Origin of the sequence: Paraburkholderia sejongensis (assembly GCF_020880815.1) — a bacterium.
GTDB lineage: Bacteria > Pseudomonadota > Gammaproteobacteria > Burkholderiales > Burkholderiaceae > Paraburkholderia > Paraburkholderia sejongensis.
Genome location: NZ_JAJITD010000006.1, coordinates 220,819 through 238,700 on the forward strand (window position 1 = coordinate 220,819; position 17,882 = coordinate 238,700).

Consider the following 17,882-nt stretch of genomic DNA (forward strand, 5'->3'; position numbering starts at 1 on the left):
GGTGCCGTCCGTAGAAAGGTTAGGCAAGCGCCGTTGAGGCGTCAGTCAAGGTGGCAAGGTCGATGGTCCGGCCTTGGTTCATCCACTTGCGCGAGAGCTTCAGCTCGCGCGGAGTGTTGATCGCGATCACGCCGCGAATTGCGTTGTCTTCCAGATGAAACAGGGTTGCGCGTTTGCCGGGCAGATCGCCGCGTACCGCGAGTTCGGCATTGGCGGGAATGTCGCCGAGAATCTGCAGGTTCACGTCGTACTGATCGGACCAGAACCACGGAATGTCCGCGTACGGCTCGAACCTGCCGAGCAGCGCTTTCGCGGTCGAGATCGCCTGGTTCTGCGCGTTCGCCCACGATTCGAGCCGCACCCGGCGCTTGAGCCACGCGCTCGGATGATTGGCCACGTCGCCGCACGCGAAGATGCGCGGGTCGTCGGTCGCGCCGAAGTGATCGACCACGATGCCGTCGTCGACCTTCACGCCGGCCGCCTGCGCGAGCGCCGTGTGCGGCGCGAGACCGATGCCGGCCACCGCGAAATCGGCGTCGAGCGTCGAGCCGTCGGCGAACGTTGCGCGAATCCGCTGCGCGTCGTTCGGGTGATCGTCGAGCTTGACCAGCGCCGCGTTCAGACGCACGTCCACGCCGTTCGCGCGATGCAGTTCGAGCAGGAAGTTCGATACCAGCGGCGGCAGCGAGCGCGCGCACAGACGCCGCGCGCCTTCCACCACAGTCGCCGCGACGCCGAGCTTGCGCGCGGTCGCCGCGACTTCGAGACCGATCCAGCCGCCGCCGATCACCAGCACGCGCTGGCTCGCGCGCAGCCGTTCGCCGAGCGCGACCGCTTCGTCGAGCGTGCGCAGATAGGCGACGTGCGAAGTCTTCACCAATGCGTCGGGCAGACGGCGCGCGGCGCCGCCGGTCGCGATCACGAGGCGGTCGTACTGCACTTCACGGCCCGACTGCGTACGCACGATCCGTTGCTCGCGATCGATCGAGGTCGCGCAGTCCGGCTGCCATGCGTCGACGTTCAGCGCGTCGAAATCGTCGGGCTTCACGAGGCGCACCGTGTCGATGTCCGCGTCGCCCGCCAGCACCGCCTTCGACAGCGGCGGCCGCTCGTACGGCAGATGCACTTCGTCGGCGATCATCACCAGACGGCCGTCGAAGCCTTCCTTGCGCAGCGTCTTCACGATCCAGCCGGCCGCCTGGCCGCCGCCGATCACGACGATCGTGCGCGGCGCGTCGAGCCCGGCATGCGCGGCCTGCGCCTTTTCGGTGGCAGCGTCAGTCATTTTTCCGCTCCGTCATGAACTTGCCCTCCGGCGCCTTCGCGTCTTTCTGGCGCCGGGTGTTGCCGTCGATACCGCCGTCGATCGCCCATTCGGCGAACACGGTCGGGCCCGGTTCGAAGTCGCGCGGCTGCCATTCCGGCGTCAGCTGGTCTTCGTCCGCGTAGTACTCGATCAGCGAGCCGGCCGGATTCTTGAAGTACCAGAAGTACGCCGACGACACCGGGTGACGGCCCGGGCCGAGCTGGGTTTCCCAGCCGCAGCGGTTGATGTGCATCCCGCCGCCGAACACTTCGTGGATATCGCGCACGGTGAACGCGACGTGGTTCAGCCCGCGCTTGCCGTTCGGCAGCGCCAGCAGGAACAGGTCGTGGTGGCCGCCGTGCGGCGCGCAGCGCATGAACGCGCCGCGGCCCGGATAACGGTCCGAGGTCTCGAAGCCGAGCAGCTCGTGATAGAACTTTTCCTGTTCCGCGAGGTTGTTCGTGAAGAACACCACGTGGCCCACTTCGATCGGCTCCGCGCGTTCGTAGATCGGCGACGGCTGATCGACGCGCAGCGTCTTGCCCCACACGTTCGACGGCGAACCCTGCACGTCGAGCGCCCATTTGCGGGTGACTTCGACACGAATCGCCATCCCGTTCGGATCGATGCAGCCGACCGCGTCATCGGTTTCGAAGTGGCCCGGCTGACCGGCGAAGCGGCCGCGCAGTGCGTCGAGTTCCGCCTTGGTCGCAACGCCCCACGTCACTTCGCGCAGCGTCGGGCCTTCTTCGAACGCAGGCGGCAGCGACGCGTCGTTCGCATCGACCACCAGTACCGTGCAGCCGTTTTGCGTGATGAAGCGCGCGTGCGTGTCGTCGTGCGCGGTCTCTTTCAGGCCCCAGTCCGCGAAAAAACGCCGACAGGTAGCGAGATCCGTCACGCCGTAGGTAATCTGTTCAATGCCGAGAATCGTCATAACGTGCCTCTTCGTTGCCCGCGTTAGTTCGCCCACGCCAGCGGCGCGTCGTTCAAGCCCCAGTAGAGGCTCTTCTGTTGCATGTATTCGCGAATGCCGAGACGGCCCTTTTCGCGTCCCATCCCGCTCTCTTTCCAGCCGCTGAACGGCGTCGAAATAGAGAACAGCTTGTAGGTGTTGATCCAGATCGTGCCGGCTTCGAGGCCGCGCGCGATCCGGTATGCGCGTTTGTAGTCGCGCGTCCAGATGCCGGCGGCGAGGCCGAACACGCTGTGGTTCGCTTCCTTCAGCAGTGCTGCTTCGTCGTCGAACGGCATCGCGACCAGCACCGGGCCGAAGATTTCTTCCTGGCAGATCTTCGCGTCGTTCGACAGGCCTTCGAGAATCGTCGGCTGGAAGTAGGTGCCGGCTTCGCGGCCGTCGCCGACCGGGCGCTCGCCGCCGCACAGCAGACGGCCGCCCTCTTCCAGACCGAGCGCGACATAGCGTTCGATCGTTTCGCGATGCGCTTGCGTGATCAGCGGACCCATCTGCGTGTTCTCGCGCGACGGATCGCCGACGCGCAGCTTCTTCGCGCCCGCCACGAGGCGCCGCATGAATTCGTCGTAGATCGAGCGCTGCACGAACAGCCGCGAGCCGGCGATGCACGCCTCGCCCGACGAGCTGAAAATGCCGTACAGCACGCCATTGACTGCGTGATCGAGATCGGCGTCGTCGAACACGATGGTCGGCGACTTGCCGCCCAGTTCGAGCGAGACCGGCATCAGCTTGTCCGCCGCGATACGCGCAATCCCGCGGCCCACTTCGGTGCCGCCGGTGAACGACACTTTCTTCACGAGCGGATGGCGCACCAGCACGTCGCCGATCACCGAACCCTTGCCCGGCAGCACGCTGACCACGCCCTTCGGCACGCCGGCTTCCTCGCAGATGCGAGCGAGCGCGAGCGACACCAGCGGCGTCACTTCAGCGGGCTTCAGCACGACTGCGTTGCCGCCGGCGAGCGCCGGCGCGAGCTTCTGCGCGTCGGACGCGATCGGCGAATTCCACGGCGTGATCGCCGCGATCACGCCGATCGGCTCGTACACGCTCATGGTCAGATAGTCGCCGCGCGACGGCGTGACTTCTTCGTCGAGCGTTTCGAGGCAGGCCGCGAAATAGCGGAACGTGTTGGCCGCGCTCGCGACCAGCACGCGCGTTTCGCCGATCGGCTTGCCGTTGTCGCGGCGTTGCAGATTCGCCAGCGCTTCGTGGCGCGCCATGATCAGGTCGGCGATCCGGTACAGGATCAGCGCGCGCTGATGCGGCTTCAGACCCGACCAGTTGGGCTTGCGCCAGGCGGCGTCGGCGGCTTCGATCGCTTCGCGCGCGTCGTCCGCGTTGGCCGTCGAGATTTCCATGTTGACCGACTGATCCGCCGGATACAGGCTTTTATACGGGTTGCCACGCCCTTGCCGCCATTCGCCGCCGATAAAAATATCGCCGTTGGGCACGAGGCTGGTATCGAAGTGAGTCATGTCGGTCGTTCCGGTTGCTGTCAGGCCAGGGTCTTGAGGCGGGTCTAGCGAGTCGTTAAATCACGCAGCGCGCCGCGCGATTGCGCAGTGCACGGATCGCGCTGAACGCGGTCAGCGCGGAGGTCTTCGGGTTATCCGGCAGCGGCTTGCCGCTCATTTCCAGCGACATCTCGCCGAACGCGCCGCGCGCGACGATCCGATGCACGTTGCGACTCACGTGCGGATCGGCGATCAGCCGCACCGTCGTGTTGTCGAGCCCGAGTCCGGCTAGCGCAATCGTCGCTGCGACGTTCGCGTTCTTCGGATAGAGCCGCGCCGCGTCGCGCGCGCTGCCTTCGAAAATCACTTTCTCTTCGGTCAGCGCGGCCAGTTCGCAGACCTGTTCGGCCGGCGTGCCGAGCCAGCCGGTCGGCGGCTTGCGGCCGGTGTACAGCACTTCGTCGAGACCGCCGAAGCGCGCGGCCGAGATCGCATCGACGCCGCCGATCGCGCCCGACAGCAGCGTCAGCGTCGCGTCGCCTGCGTCGGCGGCCGCGGCCAGCGCGTCGAGCAGCGCGACGTCCGACAGCGCGCCGATCGACGCGACCGCGCAATCGACGCCGTCCTTCAGCAGCGGCACCACGTGATCGACCAGCGCGCCGTGGCCCGCGCACTCGAGCACGAACTCGGGCTTGCGGCTGAGCGCCGGCACCGACGACACCACATCGACCGATGCGCCGACCGCTTCACGCACCGACGCGATCTGATGCTCGGGCACGATCACGTGCGACACGCGCACCGCCGGATCGGCGACGACCGAGCGATACACGGTCTGGCCGATCGCGCCGAAGCCGATCATCGCGATGTCGATGGGTGCGCGCTGCCCCGCGTAGCTGGCTTCATGCATGTTCCGGCTCCTCTTTCTTGACCGGCGGGCCCGCGAACGCGGTGGTGAACGAGCCGACCGACAGCATGTCCACTTCGACCAGCACCGGGCCCGTCTGCGCCATTCCTTCGCGGATGATCGACGCGGCGTCGTCGAGCGACTTGATCCGGTAGTGCGGCAGCTTCAGGCTTTCGCAGAACTGGGCAAAATCGGGCTGATGCAGCTGCACGTAGCAGCGGCGGCCGCCGTAGTGCGCGTCCTGGATGTTGCGGATCACGCCGTAGCATTGGTCGTTCATCAGCACGATCATCACGTTGGCGTTTTCCTGCACCGCCGTTGCGAGTTCGCCGACGTTGACCATCAGGCCGCCGTCGCCGCACAGCGCGACGGTCTTCGCCGCGTTGCCAGCAAGCGCCGCGCCGATGCCCATCTGCATCCCCTGGCCAATGCCGCCGCCGAGTGCGTGCACGCCCGCGCGCGGCGAGAAGATCTTCAGCAGGCGATTGCCCCACGTGCTGTTCGAGATCGTCACGTCACGCACCCAGTTGTAGTCGCGGCCCACTGCTTCCTGTAGTGCATCGACGAGACGCTTGTACGGGCCGAGACCCTTGCTGACGTCGGCGACCGCGCTCTCGCGGGCGGCGGCGAGATCCTGCGCGAATTTTGGATCGACGTTGAGGCGGCCTTCGAGCAGCGTCGCGAGTTCGTCGAGCACCGACGCGGCGTCGCCGTGGATGAACATCTCGTTGCGATAGCCGCGGTTGTCGGCCAGCGCATCGGCGTCGATCCGGTACAGCGGCTGCGGCAGCGCGAGCTTGTACTTCAGCGTTTCGTTGCCGCGCAGACGCGAGCCGACCACCACCAGCGCGTCGCAAGTCTTGTAGAAGCTTTCGACCGACGCGTGCACGTTGAACGCGCCGAGCGTGGCCGGATGATCTTCGGGCAGCACGCCGCGGCCCTGCACGCTGGTCACCACGCCGAAGCCGAGCGCAACCAGACGTTCGACCGCCGCGCGCGCATGACGGGTGCCGCCGCCGAGCCACAGCAGCGGACGCTTCTTCTGCGCCAGTTGCTCGGCCAGATGCTTCACGCGCTCGTTGCAATGCGTGAGCGTGGTCACGTGCGGCGCGCCAAGATCGTTCGGCCATTCGATTTCGGCGGCCTGGATGTCGATCGGAATCTCGACGCTGACCGGGCCGCTCGGCGCCGTTTGCGCGACGCGTACCGCTTCGCGGATCGTCGGCAGCGCGGTTTCGACCGAGCGCACGCGAAACGCGGCCTTCGAGATCGACTGCAGCATCGACAGCTGATCCGGCGCTTCGTGGATGTACGCGAGGTCTTGATCCAGATATTCGGTTTCGATCTGGCCGGTCACGTGCAGCAGCGCGGTGCCCGCGGTCAGTGCTTCGACCATCGCGCCCGCCGCGTTGCCCGCCGCGGTGCCGGTGCTCGTGAACGCGACGCCCAGGCCGCCGGACACGCGTGCGAGGCCGTCGGCCATGTTCACCGCGCCGGCTTCGCCGCGCGCGCCGACATAACGGATCTTGCCGCGCGAGTTGATCGCGTCGAGGATCGGCATGTTGTGGATCGAGATCACGCCGAATGCGGTTTGAACGCCGCATTGCTCGAGAAAGGCGGCGATCAGCTCGCCAACGGTGGTTTTGTTAGACATGTCGTGCAACGCCTCCAGAAACATCGATGTGACTGCCAGTCGTGTACGACGACAGCGGGGTAGCCAGATAAAAGAGCGCCTGTGCGGCTTCTTCGGGACGGCCGAAGCGGCCGAGCGGAATGTTTTTCTTGCGCGCCAGTTCGCCGGTCCAGTCTTCCCAGCTTTGGCCGGGCGCCGCCTGGGTCGCGTAGCGGCGGCGCCACTGCCCCGACTCGACGATGCCGATCAGGATCGAGTTCACGCGAATGAGCTGCGGCGCGAATTCGACCGCGAGCGATTTGGTCAGGCTCAGCAGCCCCGCGCGCGCCGACGAGGTCGCCACCATATGCGGCTCCGGTTGCAGCGCGAGCAGCGAGTTCACGTTGACGATCGCCGCGTTGCGGCCGGCGTTCGCGGTATCGCGCAGCATCGGCAGAAACGCGCGGGTCGGACGGATCACGCCGAAGTACTTCAGTTCGAGTTCTTCGCGCCATGCTTCGTCGCTGGTGTCCGCGAAGGTCGACACGCGGCCCTGGCCGGCGTTGTTGATCAGCATGTCGGTGCGGCCGAAGCGCTCCTGCACCGCTTGCGCGAACGCGTCCACGTCGTTCGCGTCGAGCACGTCGCAACGCTGCGCGAGCAATTGCGCGCCCGGCACCTTGCCGGTCAGCGCGGCTTGCGCGTCTTCGAGACGGGCGGTGTCGCGGCCGCAGATCGCGACCGACGCGCCCGCGCGCAGAAACTGTTCGGCGGTTGCGAGGCCGATGCCGGACGAACCGCCCGTCACCACCGCGACCTGTCCGGTCAAATCGATTTGGATCATCAGAGCCCCAATGCCTTCATGTACGTGTTGCCACCGTTCGGCCCAGACTTCGGCCGGTAATTGAGTCGCTGCGACAGCTCGTCGGCCGCGCGGCGCACCTTGTCGACGAGACCGTGATCGAGCAGCTCCGCGTCGATCTCGCGGCGCGGAATCGTCGTCGTGATCACCGCGACGATGCGGTTCGTGTCGTTGCGCACCGGCGCGCTGACCACCGAAATACCGCGCTCGAACGACGACTCGCTGATCGCGAAACCGCGCCGCGCGTCGTCGCGAATCCGTTCGTACAGCTCATGGATCGTGGCCGGCGTCTGCGAAGTGAAGCGTTCGAGTTCCGGTTCCGGGTACAGCTTCTTTAGTTCTTCGAAGCTCAGGTCGCCCATCAGCACCTGGCCGTGGGTCGTCGCATGCGCGGGCAGGCGCGTGCCGACGTTGACCTTCACCGAGCTGAAAATCGGCGCATGGCTTTGCGCCTTCGCGACGAATACGACGTCGCGGCCGTCGCGAATCACGATGTGGCTCGTGAGGCCGGTGTCGTTGCGCAGCGCTTCGATGATCGGCAGACCGAGATCGGTCAATTCCAGCGAGCTCAGATATTCGAAGCCCAGACGCAGCACCGCGATGCCGAGCCGATAGTTGCGGTCCTTGTCCGCGCGTTCGAGAAAGCCGAGCGATTCGAGCGTCTGCAGCAAACGGAACACCGTGGTGCGCGGAATGTTCAGACGACGCGACAGCTCGGGCGCGCCGAGCACCGGCTCGCGCGGCGAAAACTGCATCAAAATCTTCAGTCCGCGTTCGAGACCGGGCACGCGGTAACCGCCGTCGGCGCCGTCGGCGCCGGCTTCGTTGCGCTCGGCGTCGCCGGCGCGTTCGTCGTCAAGGGTGTCGGGTGTCATGGGTTGGCTCCGCATTGGCTCGGCATGGCCTTGTTACGCGCCGCTCGCGCGGCAGAACGTGTCGATGATCGCGGTGTAGGCGGCGGGCGCTTCGATATAGCCGGCGTGTCCCGCGCCCGGCACGATCTGCAAGCGGGTACGCGCCGCCTGGGCGATGCGCTCGCAGGCTTGCGGCGTGGTGATCCTGTCTTCGGCGCCGACCGCGACGCAGATGCGGCCTTCGTAGCGCGCGAGGTCGCTCGCGAGGTCCGCGTTGGCGAGCAGATGGGTGGCCTGCGCATAGCCGTGCGGGATCACCCGCGACATGTTCCAGCGCACCCATGCGCGTGCTTCGTCGCTCGCGTTGGCCGACAGCATGTTGCCGCTGCGCTTATCCGCGAGGCCCTGGGGGCCGAGTTCGCTGAGCATCGCCAGGCGCTGGTCGCGCTTCGCGTCGCGCACGTCGGCGGCCGCCGCGCCGTAGCCGCCCGCCGGCGACAGGAGCAGCAGTCCGGCCAGATAGTCCGGCTGCGCGGCCGCGAACGCGCCGGCGACGATCGCCCCCAGCGAATGCCCGACCAGCACGCAGCGTTCGATGCGTTGTACGTCGAGCCATTCCTTCAGTACTTCTGCGTAATCCTGCGTGGCCGGCGACGCGGCCGCGACCGGCGTGGATGCGCCATACCCCGGCGCATCCCAGGCCAGCACGCGGCGCGAGTCGCCGAGCGCGTCGAACTGCTGGACCCACGAAGCCGCGCCCGAACCGATCCCGTGCAACAACACCAGCGGCAGCGCGAGATTTTCGGCACGAGTCTCGGCACGACCGGCGGCGCGATCGGCTTCGCGATAGCTGAGCACGCGTTGCGCCGCGAGGCTGCTTTGCTGCGCCGGATAGCGGGCCAGACGCGCTTCGAGCGAGACGGGCTGCTTGTCGTGGGCGGACGGGACGGCGGACATGATTGCCTTCGTGGATGAGGTGACGTGAAACCGCTGGATGTCGCGCGCAGTGCTTAGCGCTTGATCTTCGCGAGCGGCGAATCCGGCGGATAGGTCGGCGTGATCGGCTTGGCCGAACCGAGCATCACGCACATCAGCGCGTCTTCGTCGCCGATGTTGATTTCCGTGCGATACACGCCGGGCGGCACCGAGATCAGGTCGCGCTCGCCGAGTACCGCTTCCCACGTTTCGCCGTCACGCTCGCAGATCACTTTCATCTTGCCGCGCAGCACGAAGAAAATTTCTTCGACGTCCGTATGAATATGGCTCGGGCCGATGTTGCCGGCCGGAATCACCATCGTCGAGAACGTGAAGTTGCCCGCGGGCACCGTGTTCATGTCCTTCGCGACGCCGGTGCCGCCGGTGCCGACGTAGCGCATCTGCGCACGGCGATACTTCGGGTCGTAGTCGGCCTGGAACTTCAGCGCGTCCCAGTCGTAGCGGCGCGTTTCGAAGCGCGCGACACGGCTGTCGAGCCACTGCTGGAAATTCGCGTCCGCGGGTTGGTCCCAGGATTTACGTTCGTTGTCGGCGTCCGCCATCTGTTTCTCCTTTCGATTCGACTAGATCAATTCATTACAAAGCCGCCGTTTACCGGCAGCAGCTGGCCGGTCACAAAGCGAGCGGCATCGGACAACAGGAACAGCACCGGCCCGGTTACGTCGTCGGGCACTTGTGCGCGCGTCAGCGCGCGGCCTTGCAGGTAGTACTCGTGACGCTCGGCGGGCACGTAGGCGGTCGCCTCGACTTCGGTCAGCCCCGGCGCGATCGCGTTGACGGTCACGCCGTGCGCGCCGAATTCGCGCGCGAGCGAACGGGTCATCGAGATCACCGCGCCCTTGCTGGCGACGTACGCGAGCAGCTTCGGCGCGCCCCACATCGCCGTATCCGACGCGATGTTGACGACCGCGCCGCGGCCCGAGTCGCGCAGATACGGCAGCGCGGCGCTGCTCATCAGCCAGGTGCCGCGCACGTTGACGTTCATCACCGCGTCCCACGTGTCGACCGACAGTTCATCGGCGAACTTGCCGCCCGAATTGGTGATCGCCGCGTTGTTGATCAGCGCATCGAGACCGCCCAGGCGCGCCGCGCCCTGCTGCGCAAATTCCTTGATGCTGGCGGGGTCGGCGAGATCGAGCGGCAGGTAGTGGGCCGCGTGACCCTGCTCGACCAGCGACGCGGCGAGCGCGCGGCCTTCGTCGTGCAGCACGTCGCCGAACACGACCTGCGCACCGGCTTCGACCAGAGCGCGTACGAACGCCGCGCCGAGACCGCGCGCGCCGCCCGTCACGAGAACGCGCCGGCCGTCGAGCGCTGCGAGTGCGGTGTTATGCATGGCTATGCCCGGCTGCGGCGCTTGCAGCGGCTGCGGGGGCCGCGTTCGCCGCGCGATGCGCGTCGAGTGCGGCGAGATCCTGCTGCGCGCGTTGCCGCAGCATGCGGCGCACACGCGTCATGCCGACGTCGTGCTGATACAGGAACTCGTGCTCGCGCGCGTTCGGCGCGAGGCTCTCCAGAACGTAGCGGTCCTGTTCCAGCACGTCCCAGTGCAGACCTTCGAGGCGGTTGCGATACAGGAAGCGCCATGCGTCGCGCTGCCAGCCCTGCACCTTGCGGGTCCGCCAGAAGTAGACCTGGCAGTTCTCGCCGTCGACCGGCACCGCAAAGCCGATGATCCCGAAGCTGCCGCCGGGGCCGAACTTCTTCTTGTACGGAATCGCGAGGCGCATCCACAGCGCGCCGGTGTCGCCGAGTTCGACCCAGTCGAAGTTCACGTCGCGCTGGCCGGTCTTCTCGAACATCAGACCGGTTTCGGTTTTGCGCACACGCATGTCGGCCTGCTTGTCGCCTTCGGCCATCGAGTGCGAGGTCGCGTGCAGATAGGCGCCGTGCATCGGGTCCATCACGTTGTCGATCGCGTACTGGTAATTGCACTTCCAGTTCGACATGCACAGGAAGCTTGCGTACTCCTCACCAACCAGTTCTTCCGGCAGGGTCAACGGCGCGGGTTCCTTGTGCGCGTCGTCGCCGAACCACAGGAAGATCGCGCCGGCGCGTTCTTCGGCCGGGTACGACTTCACGCAGGTGCGCCCTTCGAGCGGGCAGTTCGACACCGCCGGCACGTTGACCACGGTGCCGCCGCCGTTCACTTCGACGCCGTGATACCAGCACGCGACGCGGTCGCCGAGATTCCAGCCGAGCGACAGACGCGCGCCGCGATGCGGGCAGCGGTCTTCGAGCGCGTGGACTTTGCCTTCGTTGTCGCGCCACAGCACGATCTGGTCGCCGAGCCGTGTCACGCCGATCGGCGCGTTGCCGACCTGCCAGCTCGGCGCGACCGGATACCAGTAGTTGCGCAGGCCGCGGTCCAGATACGCCTTGACCGGATCGGCGGCGCTTTCAGTTGTAGTGGGGGACGTCATGAAGAGACTCCAGTACGAATGCGATGAAACGGGTTCGGAAAGCCGGCTTAGTCGGCGAGCTGACGGAATTCGGCGGCCAGGCGCTCGGCATTCCATTGCGTGCCTTCCGGGGTGCGGAAGCCGTCGCGGTTCAGGCCGTCGACTACTTCCTGCAACTGCGTCGCGCCGGCTTCGAAAACGCGTTCGAGCGCATCGCCGAAGTCGTTTTCGTACTGGGTCGGCTCGGCCTTGCGGTTCTGCCAGACCATGTTGGTGCTCTCGCCCGGCTTCTCGATCACGCCCTTGCCGGCGACGTTGTTCGGTTGCGGCGCGAGCCACGGCTTCAGGAACGGATTGAAATTCACGGCTACCTCTCGCATGTCATTCCACCTTGATCTGGATTTCTTCACCTGCGAGACGTACCGAGTACATCTTCAGGTCGCGGCCGCCCGGCTCTTTCAGGCACTTGCCGGTCGGAATATGGAACACGGCTTCGTGCAGCGGACATTCGACGGTGTCGCCGTCGATGAAACCCTGCGTCAGCAGCGCGTACGCGTGCGGGCAGACGTTTTCCATCGCGTAGATCTCGTCGCCCACCTTGTAGATGCCGACCTCCGTGTCGTCGAATTTGAATTCGAGCGGGGAGTCTTCGGACAGGTCGCCGGCATGTCCGGCACAGCGCCATTGTTCAGTCATTTCTCACGTTCTCCTGAGCCTTTACGTTCCATATACGGAACATCAGTTCGTGTATGGACAATTATAGGAGCGTGTCTGCGCCGAACAAAATAAAAAAATAGCTTCTCCAGGGAAAACACCGACTGTCGTTTTTCACCGACGCCGCGCTGCCGCGAATCGCGCTGAGCCTTATGCCACACGGGCCTTTGCTGGGCGAGGGATAAGGCCAATGGTGGGACGATTGGCAACCATAAAGAGAGGGTTTGTCCCAATCCCGAAAACTATTGGGAATGATTTTGACTTCACTATACTTTCCATAGGCGATACGTTTGTCCATATATGGAACATTAGGAACGTAACCCCATGAGGTTCTGACGCGGGATCAGAACGGAATCAACCCCAAGAACAGATCAAAGGACGCTGCATGCGACGAGTGTCCACGTCGTTTGATCAGGAGAACCAACGGTGAAGCAACTGATTGCAGCCGCTTTGACGGCAACCTGCATGACCACGGGCGCGTGGGCGCAGAGCAGTGTCACGCTATACGGCAGCCTCGATGCCGGCGTCGCCTATATCAGCAACGTGGGCGGCCACGCGAAGTGGATGCTCGAACAGGGCAACATGCAGCCCGACCGTTGGGGCCTGAAGGGGGTGGAAGATTTGGGCGGCGGTCTGAAGGCGGTATTCCAGCTCGAAAACGGCTTCTACACGAACAACGGCGCGATGGCCAAGCCCGGCGTGCTGTTCAACCGGATGGCTTATGTGGGGCTGTCGTCCGATCGCTTCGGCACGCTGACCTTCGGTCACCAGACGCCGTTCAGCTTCGACGTGCTCGGCACCTTCAGCACCGCCTATCAGGCCGCGAGCTGGTATGCGTTCCACCCGGGCAATATCGACGCGCTCGCGAACACCGCGGTGGTCCCGTACGACAACTCGGCGAAGTTCCGCTCGGCGTCGTTCGGCGGCTTCACGTTCGGCGCAATGATGGGGCTCGGCAACCAGACCAACTTCGCGACCGGCCGCACCTACGGTTTCGCGGCGACCTATGCGAACGGCGGCTTCAAGGCGGGTGCAAGCTACTCGAACGAAAACAACCGCACGCCGTCGATCGTCACGACCGGCATCACGACTTTCCAGGGCCAGCCGGCCGCGACCTATACCGCCGACAAGCTGCAGAACATGGGCGCGGGCCTGTCGTACCAGTTCGGCAGCGTGCTGGTGCACGGCCTGTACACGCGTGTGAAGCTCGAAAGCGCCGGTCATTCGGATACCTATCAGAGCTATGACGCGGGCGCGAACTGGTCGGTCACGCCGTTCAACACGATCGCCGGCGGCGCCGCGACGACCACGCTGGCCGGCCATCGCTGGACCCAGTTCATGATCGGCAATATCTATGCGCTGTCGAAGTCGACCCAGGTGTATATCAACGCGCTGTATCAGCGCGCGGGGTCGAACACCGATGCGGCGTTCTTCACCGCCGGCGTGTCGAGCGGCCGCAATCAGGCAATCGTGCTGAGCGGCATTCATCACTCGTTTTAAGGCGCGGGTTTGAGCCACTCATAACGTGACGATATGAAACCGGCCGCGCAAGGCGGCCGGTTTCGTTAAACGCGATGAAGTAAGTGTTGAGGAAGTCGCCGCCGGCGCGCATGCGATAACGCACCGGTGACGCCCTCAGTGCGCGGGCACCTGCCGGCGGCGTGCCTGCATCGCGGTCGGATCGTCCGGCCGCGGCCGGTAGCTGAGCCGCTCGGACAGCTCGAGCGCCGCCTGGCACACCGACACGACCAGTGGATCGCGCGCCGCGCTCTCGCCGAGATCCGAACGCGGCACCGTAATGGTCAGCGCCGCGGCGATCTTGCCGCTCTGGTCGCGCACCGGCGCGCTCACCACCGAAATCCCCCGCTCGAACGATGCCTCGCTGACCGCGTAGCCAAGCGCCGCGCTCTCGCGCACGCGGCCGTACAGTTCCTCGACGGTCGCCGGCGTGCGGTCGGTGAAGCGTTCGAGCTGCGGCTCCGGATACAGCTGGCGCAACTGCTCGAAACTCAGGTCGCCCATCAGCACCTGGCCGTGCACGGTCGCATGCGCGGGCAGCCGGGTGCCGACGTGCACCTTCACCGAACTGAACATCGGCTCGTGCGTCTGCGCCTTCGCGACGAACACCACGTCGCGCTGATCGCGGATCAGCAGATGCGTGCTGAAGCCGGTCGCATCGCGCAGGCGTTCGAGGATCGGCGTGCCGACGTCGGTCAGTTCGAGCGAGCTCAGATATTCGAAGCCGAGCCGCAGCACCGCGACGCTCAGCCGGAAATAACGGTCGCCGTTCACGCGTTCGAGGAAGCCGAGCGCTTCGAGCGTCTGCAGCAAACGGAAGGTGGTGGTGCGCGGAATGCCGATCCGCTTCGAAAGTTCAGGCGCGCCGAGCACCGGTTCGCGCGCGCTGAATTCGGCAAGGATGCGCAGGCCGCGTTCGAGGCCCGGCACCAGATAGGTCGAGCCGCCCGCGCTGTCGTCATCGGATGCCGCGAGCGAGTCCGCGCGCGCCGCGTGTGCCTGTGCTTTTGCCTCGGTTTGTACCGCTTCGCTCTGCGACGCGGCGGCGGCCGTCGCGCGAGTTTTGGTTTGCCTGCGTCCCACTCCTGTCTGCTCTTCTTTTGCCATCTTGGCTGCCGTTTCTCTGCGGTTCATCGGATACGAGGCCGGCTCGACTCCGGCGTACGGTGTTCCATCTGTAAAACCTGCCTCGGTTCGTCATCATAGCGCGAAGCATGCGGCGATTCGGCCACGCGGTGCTATGCTTGGCTCCGGTCCGGCCGTACGGGTATCGCGCCGCGCGGCCGCGCCGAGACAGCGTGTGGAGACCCCGCCATGTCCGATGCCATCCAGATTCAGGTCGCCGACTCCCATCTTTATCCGGGCTGCGCGGTGCGCATCGCGCATCTGCCCGAGCCGGCCGCGGGGCCGCGTCTCGCCGACGCGCACGTCGAATTCGCCGATGGCTCCGGCGCGCACGCAACCTGCCAGCGGCGCGCACACGACGAACTCGAACTGAGCGTCGACGGGTACGCGACGCAACGGCGTCACCCGGTAAACGCACGGCACTGGTTGCTGTTCGCCGTCGATGCAACGCAGCATAGCTGGCGCGTCAAACGCCGGCTGCCATAGAGTCGCGGCGCAACGAGCCGCGCTGAGCCACCACAAGCAAGCCGCATCAAGTCGCGAGGCCAACCGGCCTCCCGGAAAACGCAACCGGTGTCGCCCGCGTGCCGAGCTGTGCGAACGCGCGACACGTCTCTTTCGGAACTCACCGATGACCGCCCACGATCCTGACTTGCCGCCGAAGCTGGACAACGCCACCTCGATCGATAGCCCCAACGACCTGCCCGACGATCCCGAACGCCGCCGCGTCCTCACCGGTCTCGCCGCGGTCGGCCTCGGCCTCGCGCTGAGCGGCTGCAAAACCGGCGACGCTCTCGCGGGCAACCCGCCGCCGCGCAGCGCCGCCGACGCACGGCTCGACGCCGCGCTGCACGCGCAGGTCAAACAGATCGTCGTGATCTACGCGGAGAACCGCAGCTTCGCGAACCTGTACGGCAACTACCCGGGCGTGCAGCAGCCACTCGCCGCGGTGAGCGCCGAGCGCTACGCGCAGCTCGATCGCGACGGCAAGACGCCGCTTCCGCGGCTGCCGGCAATCTGGGGCGGCCTCGTGCCGCAGGCGCAGGAGGTGGACGGCAAGCGCTTCATGATCGGCGAGAACGATCTCGACCATCTGCGCAACCGGCCGTTCCAACTCGTCGACGCGCAGGGCGCGCCGCTGCCGACCGGGGTGATCACGCGCGACCTCGTGCACCGCTTCTATCAGAACCAGATGCAGATCAACGCGGGGCGCAACAACCAGTTCGCCGCGTGGGGCGACTCCGGCGGCCTCGTGATGGGCCACTATCGCAATTCGGCCGACTCGCTGCGGCTGTGGAATCTCGCGCAGCAGTACACGCTGTGCGACAACTTCTTCATGGCGGCGTTCGGCGGCTCGTGGCTGAACCACATCTTCCTGATCTCCGCGCAGGCGCCGTACTACCCGGACATTCATAACAGCCCGGCGAAAAAGCTGGTTTCGGTGGTCGACGGCGACGACCCGACCGGCACGCGGCTCAAGCTCGCCGCCGACTGCCCCGCCTCGGCGCTCGACGGCCCGCCGAGATTCGTCAACGACGGCGCGTTCACCGCCGACGGCTACGCGGTCAACACCATGGCGCCGCCGTATCAGCCGAGCAACGTGCGCGCGGCTCTGGGCGGCGATCCGGCATTCGCCGACCCCGCCGATCCGCGTGTGCTGCGTCCGCAAACTTACGCGACGATCGGCGACCGGCTATCGGACAAGGGGATCGACTGGGCGTGGTACAGCGGCGCCTGGCAATACGCACTCAAGCATCGCGACACCGGCGCGGTGCCCGATTTCCAGTATCACCATCAGCCGTTCAACTACTTCGCCAACTACGCGCCGGGCAGCGCGGCGCGCCGCCGACATCTTCGCGACGGCGGGATGGGCGACGAGCCGTCGACCAACCGGCTGCTCGCCGACATCGACGCCGGGCGTCTGCCGAGCGTCACGTTCTACAAACCGCAAGGCGACCTGAACATGCACGCGGGTTACGCGGACGTCAAATCGGGCGACCGTCATATCGCGACGATCGTCGAACATCTGCAGCGCGGTCCGCAATGGGCGGATACGGTCGTGATCGTCACCGTCGATGAGAACGGCGGCTGGTGGGATCCGGTCGCGCCGCCGACCGGCGACCGCTGGGGTCCGGGCTCGCGCATTCCGGCGCTGGTGATTTCGCCGCTTGCGAAAAAGGGCTATGTCGATCACACGGTGTACGACACCAATTCGATTCTGCGTTTTATCAGTCGCGTGCACGGACTCGCGCCGCTCGATGGAGTGCTCGCGCGCGATCAGGCGTTCGCGAAGAATGGACTCGCGCCGCTCGGGGATTTGACTGCGTCGCTCGATCTGGCCTGAGTTCGCAACAGCAGAACGGATCGCGAAGGATCTCGCGACGTGCACGTTTTTTTGCCGCGGCGTGCACGTCGCGAACACTTCTGTACGGGCCAGCATCCGACGTACCTCGATCGGTGATGGCGGCACAAATATATTCCTCTGCCTTGTCTCGCCGCGGCCTTGCATAACGCGCGCCGCCGCCTAGACTGATAAAGCACTTCGCACTTTGTACGGGACTGAACATGCGACTGACCATCCTGATCAACGGTTCCGATCCCACCGTAAGCCACGATTACGCTGTGCTATGGCTCGATACCGACGAACGCCGGTGGTCGAGAGAAGCGCATCAAGGGATCGACTTGCCCCCGTGGGGAGAGCTTCACGACGAAGACGGCGTCACCACGCTGTGCGCGCCGAGTGCCGATGCGCCGCTGTGCACGTTGCGCGGTCTGCACGTCGATAGAAAGGAGCGAGTGAGCGCCGCGCAAGGCGCCGCCGCCTGGACCGCGTTGCAATCGCGCAAGCCCACCAGCGGCTTCTGGCGTTTGCAGGCGGTGGACCGTCAAAAGGTCCGCGCGGAAAACAGTCTGTTCGGTAATTAAGTTCTCGCGCGCTTCGGCGCGCTTTCCCTGTTTCGGTCGAAACTTCCGGCTCACGCGCGGGCGATGGCTCGCGCGTTTTCGCGCGTGTTCGTTCGCGCCGCGTGCATGGTTGCGTGCATGTGCGTGCGCCAACGCACACAGACGCGGCCGTTGGCGCAGCACTTAAGAAGTCCTTAAGCTTGCGTGCGTAGAGTCGGAAGTCCACGCATTCGGGTCGCTGCAAAGCGGCCCATT

18 protein-coding genes are annotated in these 17,882 nt (G+C 65.8%); 4 read left to right on the forward strand and 14 right to left on the reverse strand.

Translation table 11 applies throughout. The annotated features are described in order from the left end of the window. Positions 1–19 precede the first annotated feature (19 nt). The 13 genes from LJ656_RS13975 to LJ656_RS14035 are packed head-to-tail and all read right to left on the reverse strand — an operon-like array spanning position 20 to position 12,062. Positions 20–1,285, reverse strand: a complete 1,266-nt coding sequence (locus LJ656_RS13975; protein WP_230509997.1) for an NAD(P)/FAD-dependent oxidoreductase — start codon at positions 1,283–1,285, stop codon at positions 20–22. Further along, positions 1,278–2,243 carry a VOC family protein gene (locus LJ656_RS13980; RefSeq protein WP_230509998.1) on the reverse strand — a complete coding sequence of 322 codons (966 nt, stop codon included), beginning with the start codon at positions 2,241–2,243 and terminating at the stop codon, positions 1,278–1,280. Before LJ656_RS13980 ends, LJ656_RS13975 begins: the two co-directional genes overlap by 8 nt. Before the next feature lie 23 nt (positions 2,244–2,266). After that, positions 2,267–3,757: an aldehyde dehydrogenase gene (locus tag LJ656_RS13985; RefSeq protein ID WP_230509999.1), complete on the reverse strand. Its 1,491-nt coding sequence runs from the start codon at positions 3,755–3,757 to the stop codon at positions 2,267–2,269. A gap of 55 nt (positions 3,758–3,812) precedes the next feature. Continuing rightward, on the reverse strand, positions 3,813–4,643 hold the full coding sequence (locus tag LJ656_RS13990; RefSeq protein WP_230510000.1) for an aspartate dehydrogenase: 831 nt from the start codon (positions 4,641–4,643) through the stop codon (positions 3,813–3,815). Continuing rightward, positions 4,636–6,294 carry a thiamine pyrophosphate-binding protein gene (locus LJ656_RS13995; protein WP_230510001.1) on the reverse strand — a complete coding sequence of 553 codons (1,659 nt, stop codon included), beginning with the start codon at positions 6,292–6,294 and terminating at the stop codon, positions 4,636–4,638. Before LJ656_RS13995 ends, LJ656_RS13990 begins: the two co-directional genes overlap by 8 nt. After that, positions 6,287–7,096: an SDR family oxidoreductase gene (locus tag LJ656_RS14000; RefSeq protein ID WP_230510002.1), complete on the reverse strand. Its 810-nt coding sequence runs from the start codon at positions 7,094–7,096 to the stop codon at positions 6,287–6,289. The genes LJ656_RS13995 and LJ656_RS14000 overlap by 8 nt, the downstream gene beginning before the upstream one ends. Beyond that, the gene (locus LJ656_RS14005) at positions 7,096–7,989 is read right to left on the reverse strand and encodes an IclR family transcriptional regulator (RefSeq protein WP_230510003.1); all 894 of its coding nucleotides are present in this window, start codon (positions 7,987–7,989) and stop codon (positions 7,096–7,098) included. The genes LJ656_RS14000 and LJ656_RS14005 overlap by 1 nt, the downstream gene beginning before the upstream one ends. 33 nt (positions 7,990–8,022) lie before the next feature. Next, positions 8,023–8,925 carry an alpha/beta fold hydrolase gene (locus LJ656_RS14010; protein WP_230510004.1) on the reverse strand — a complete coding sequence of 301 codons (903 nt, stop codon included), beginning with the start codon at positions 8,923–8,925 and terminating at the stop codon, positions 8,023–8,025. Positions 8,926–8,978: 53 nt separating this feature from the next. Further along, positions 8,979–9,506, reverse strand: coding sequence for a cupin domain-containing protein (locus LJ656_RS14015; protein ID WP_230510005.1), 528 nt, complete (start codon positions 9,504–9,506; stop codon positions 8,979–8,981). Between the two features lie 26 nt (positions 9,507–9,532). Beyond that, entirely contained in the window at positions 9,533–10,300 is a 768-nt protein-coding gene (locus tag LJ656_RS14020) for an SDR family oxidoreductase (protein WP_230510006.1), read from the reverse strand. Continuing rightward, positions 10,293–11,387, reverse strand: coding sequence for an aromatic ring-hydroxylating dioxygenase subunit alpha (locus LJ656_RS14025; RefSeq protein WP_230510007.1), 1,095 nt, complete (start codon positions 11,385–11,387; stop codon positions 10,293–10,295). Before LJ656_RS14025 ends, LJ656_RS14020 begins: the two co-directional genes overlap by 8 nt. A 47-nt stretch (positions 11,388–11,434) precedes the next feature. Further along, positions 11,435–11,746: a recombinase-like helix-turn-helix domain-containing protein gene (locus LJ656_RS14030; protein ID WP_230510008.1), complete on the reverse strand. Its 312-nt coding sequence runs from the start codon at positions 11,744–11,746 to the stop codon at positions 11,435–11,437. 1 nt (position 11,747) lies between these two features. Next, entirely contained in the window at positions 11,748–12,062 is a 315-nt protein-coding gene (locus LJ656_RS14035; RefSeq protein WP_075298394.1) for a non-heme iron oxygenase ferredoxin subunit, read from the reverse strand. 444 nt (positions 12,063–12,506) lie between these two features. Here LJ656_RS14035 and LJ656_RS14040 point away from each other — a divergent pair, with 444 nt between their 5' ends. Then, a complete protein-coding gene (locus tag LJ656_RS14040; protein WP_329958875.1) occupies positions 12,507–13,580 on the forward strand; it encodes a porin in 1,074 nt (357 codons plus the stop codon). A gap of 135 nt (positions 13,581–13,715) precedes the next feature. Here the strand turns inward: LJ656_RS14040 and LJ656_RS14045 are convergent, their stop codons facing one another. Further along, positions 13,716–14,705 (reverse strand): IclR family transcriptional regulator, encoded by a 990-nt coding sequence (locus LJ656_RS14045; protein ID WP_230510009.1) that lies wholly within the window; start codon positions 14,703–14,705, stop codon positions 13,716–13,718. 207 nt (positions 14,706–14,912) lie between these two features. Here LJ656_RS14045 and LJ656_RS14050 point away from each other — a divergent pair, with 207 nt between their 5' ends. The 3 genes from LJ656_RS14050 to LJ656_RS14060 all read left to right on the forward strand — a co-directional run bounded on the left by LJ656_RS14050 (position 14,913) and on the right by LJ656_RS14060 (position 17,648). After that, positions 14,913–15,209 carry a hypothetical protein gene (locus tag LJ656_RS14050; protein WP_230510010.1) on the forward strand — a complete coding sequence of 99 codons (297 nt, stop codon included), beginning with the start codon at positions 14,913–14,915 and terminating at the stop codon, positions 15,207–15,209. A 145-nt stretch (positions 15,210–15,354) separates the two neighbouring features. Further along, positions 15,355–17,067 (forward strand): acid phosphatase, encoded by a 1,713-nt coding sequence (locus LJ656_RS14055; RefSeq protein WP_230510011.1) that lies wholly within the window; start codon positions 15,355–15,357, stop codon positions 17,065–17,067. A gap of 221 nt (positions 17,068–17,288) precedes the next feature. Further along, the gene (locus LJ656_RS14060; protein WP_230510012.1) at positions 17,289–17,648 is read left to right on the forward strand and encodes a DUF3564 domain-containing protein; all 360 of its coding nucleotides are present in this window, start codon (positions 17,289–17,291) and stop codon (positions 17,646–17,648) included. Positions 17,649–17,882: the final 234 nt, after the last annotated feature.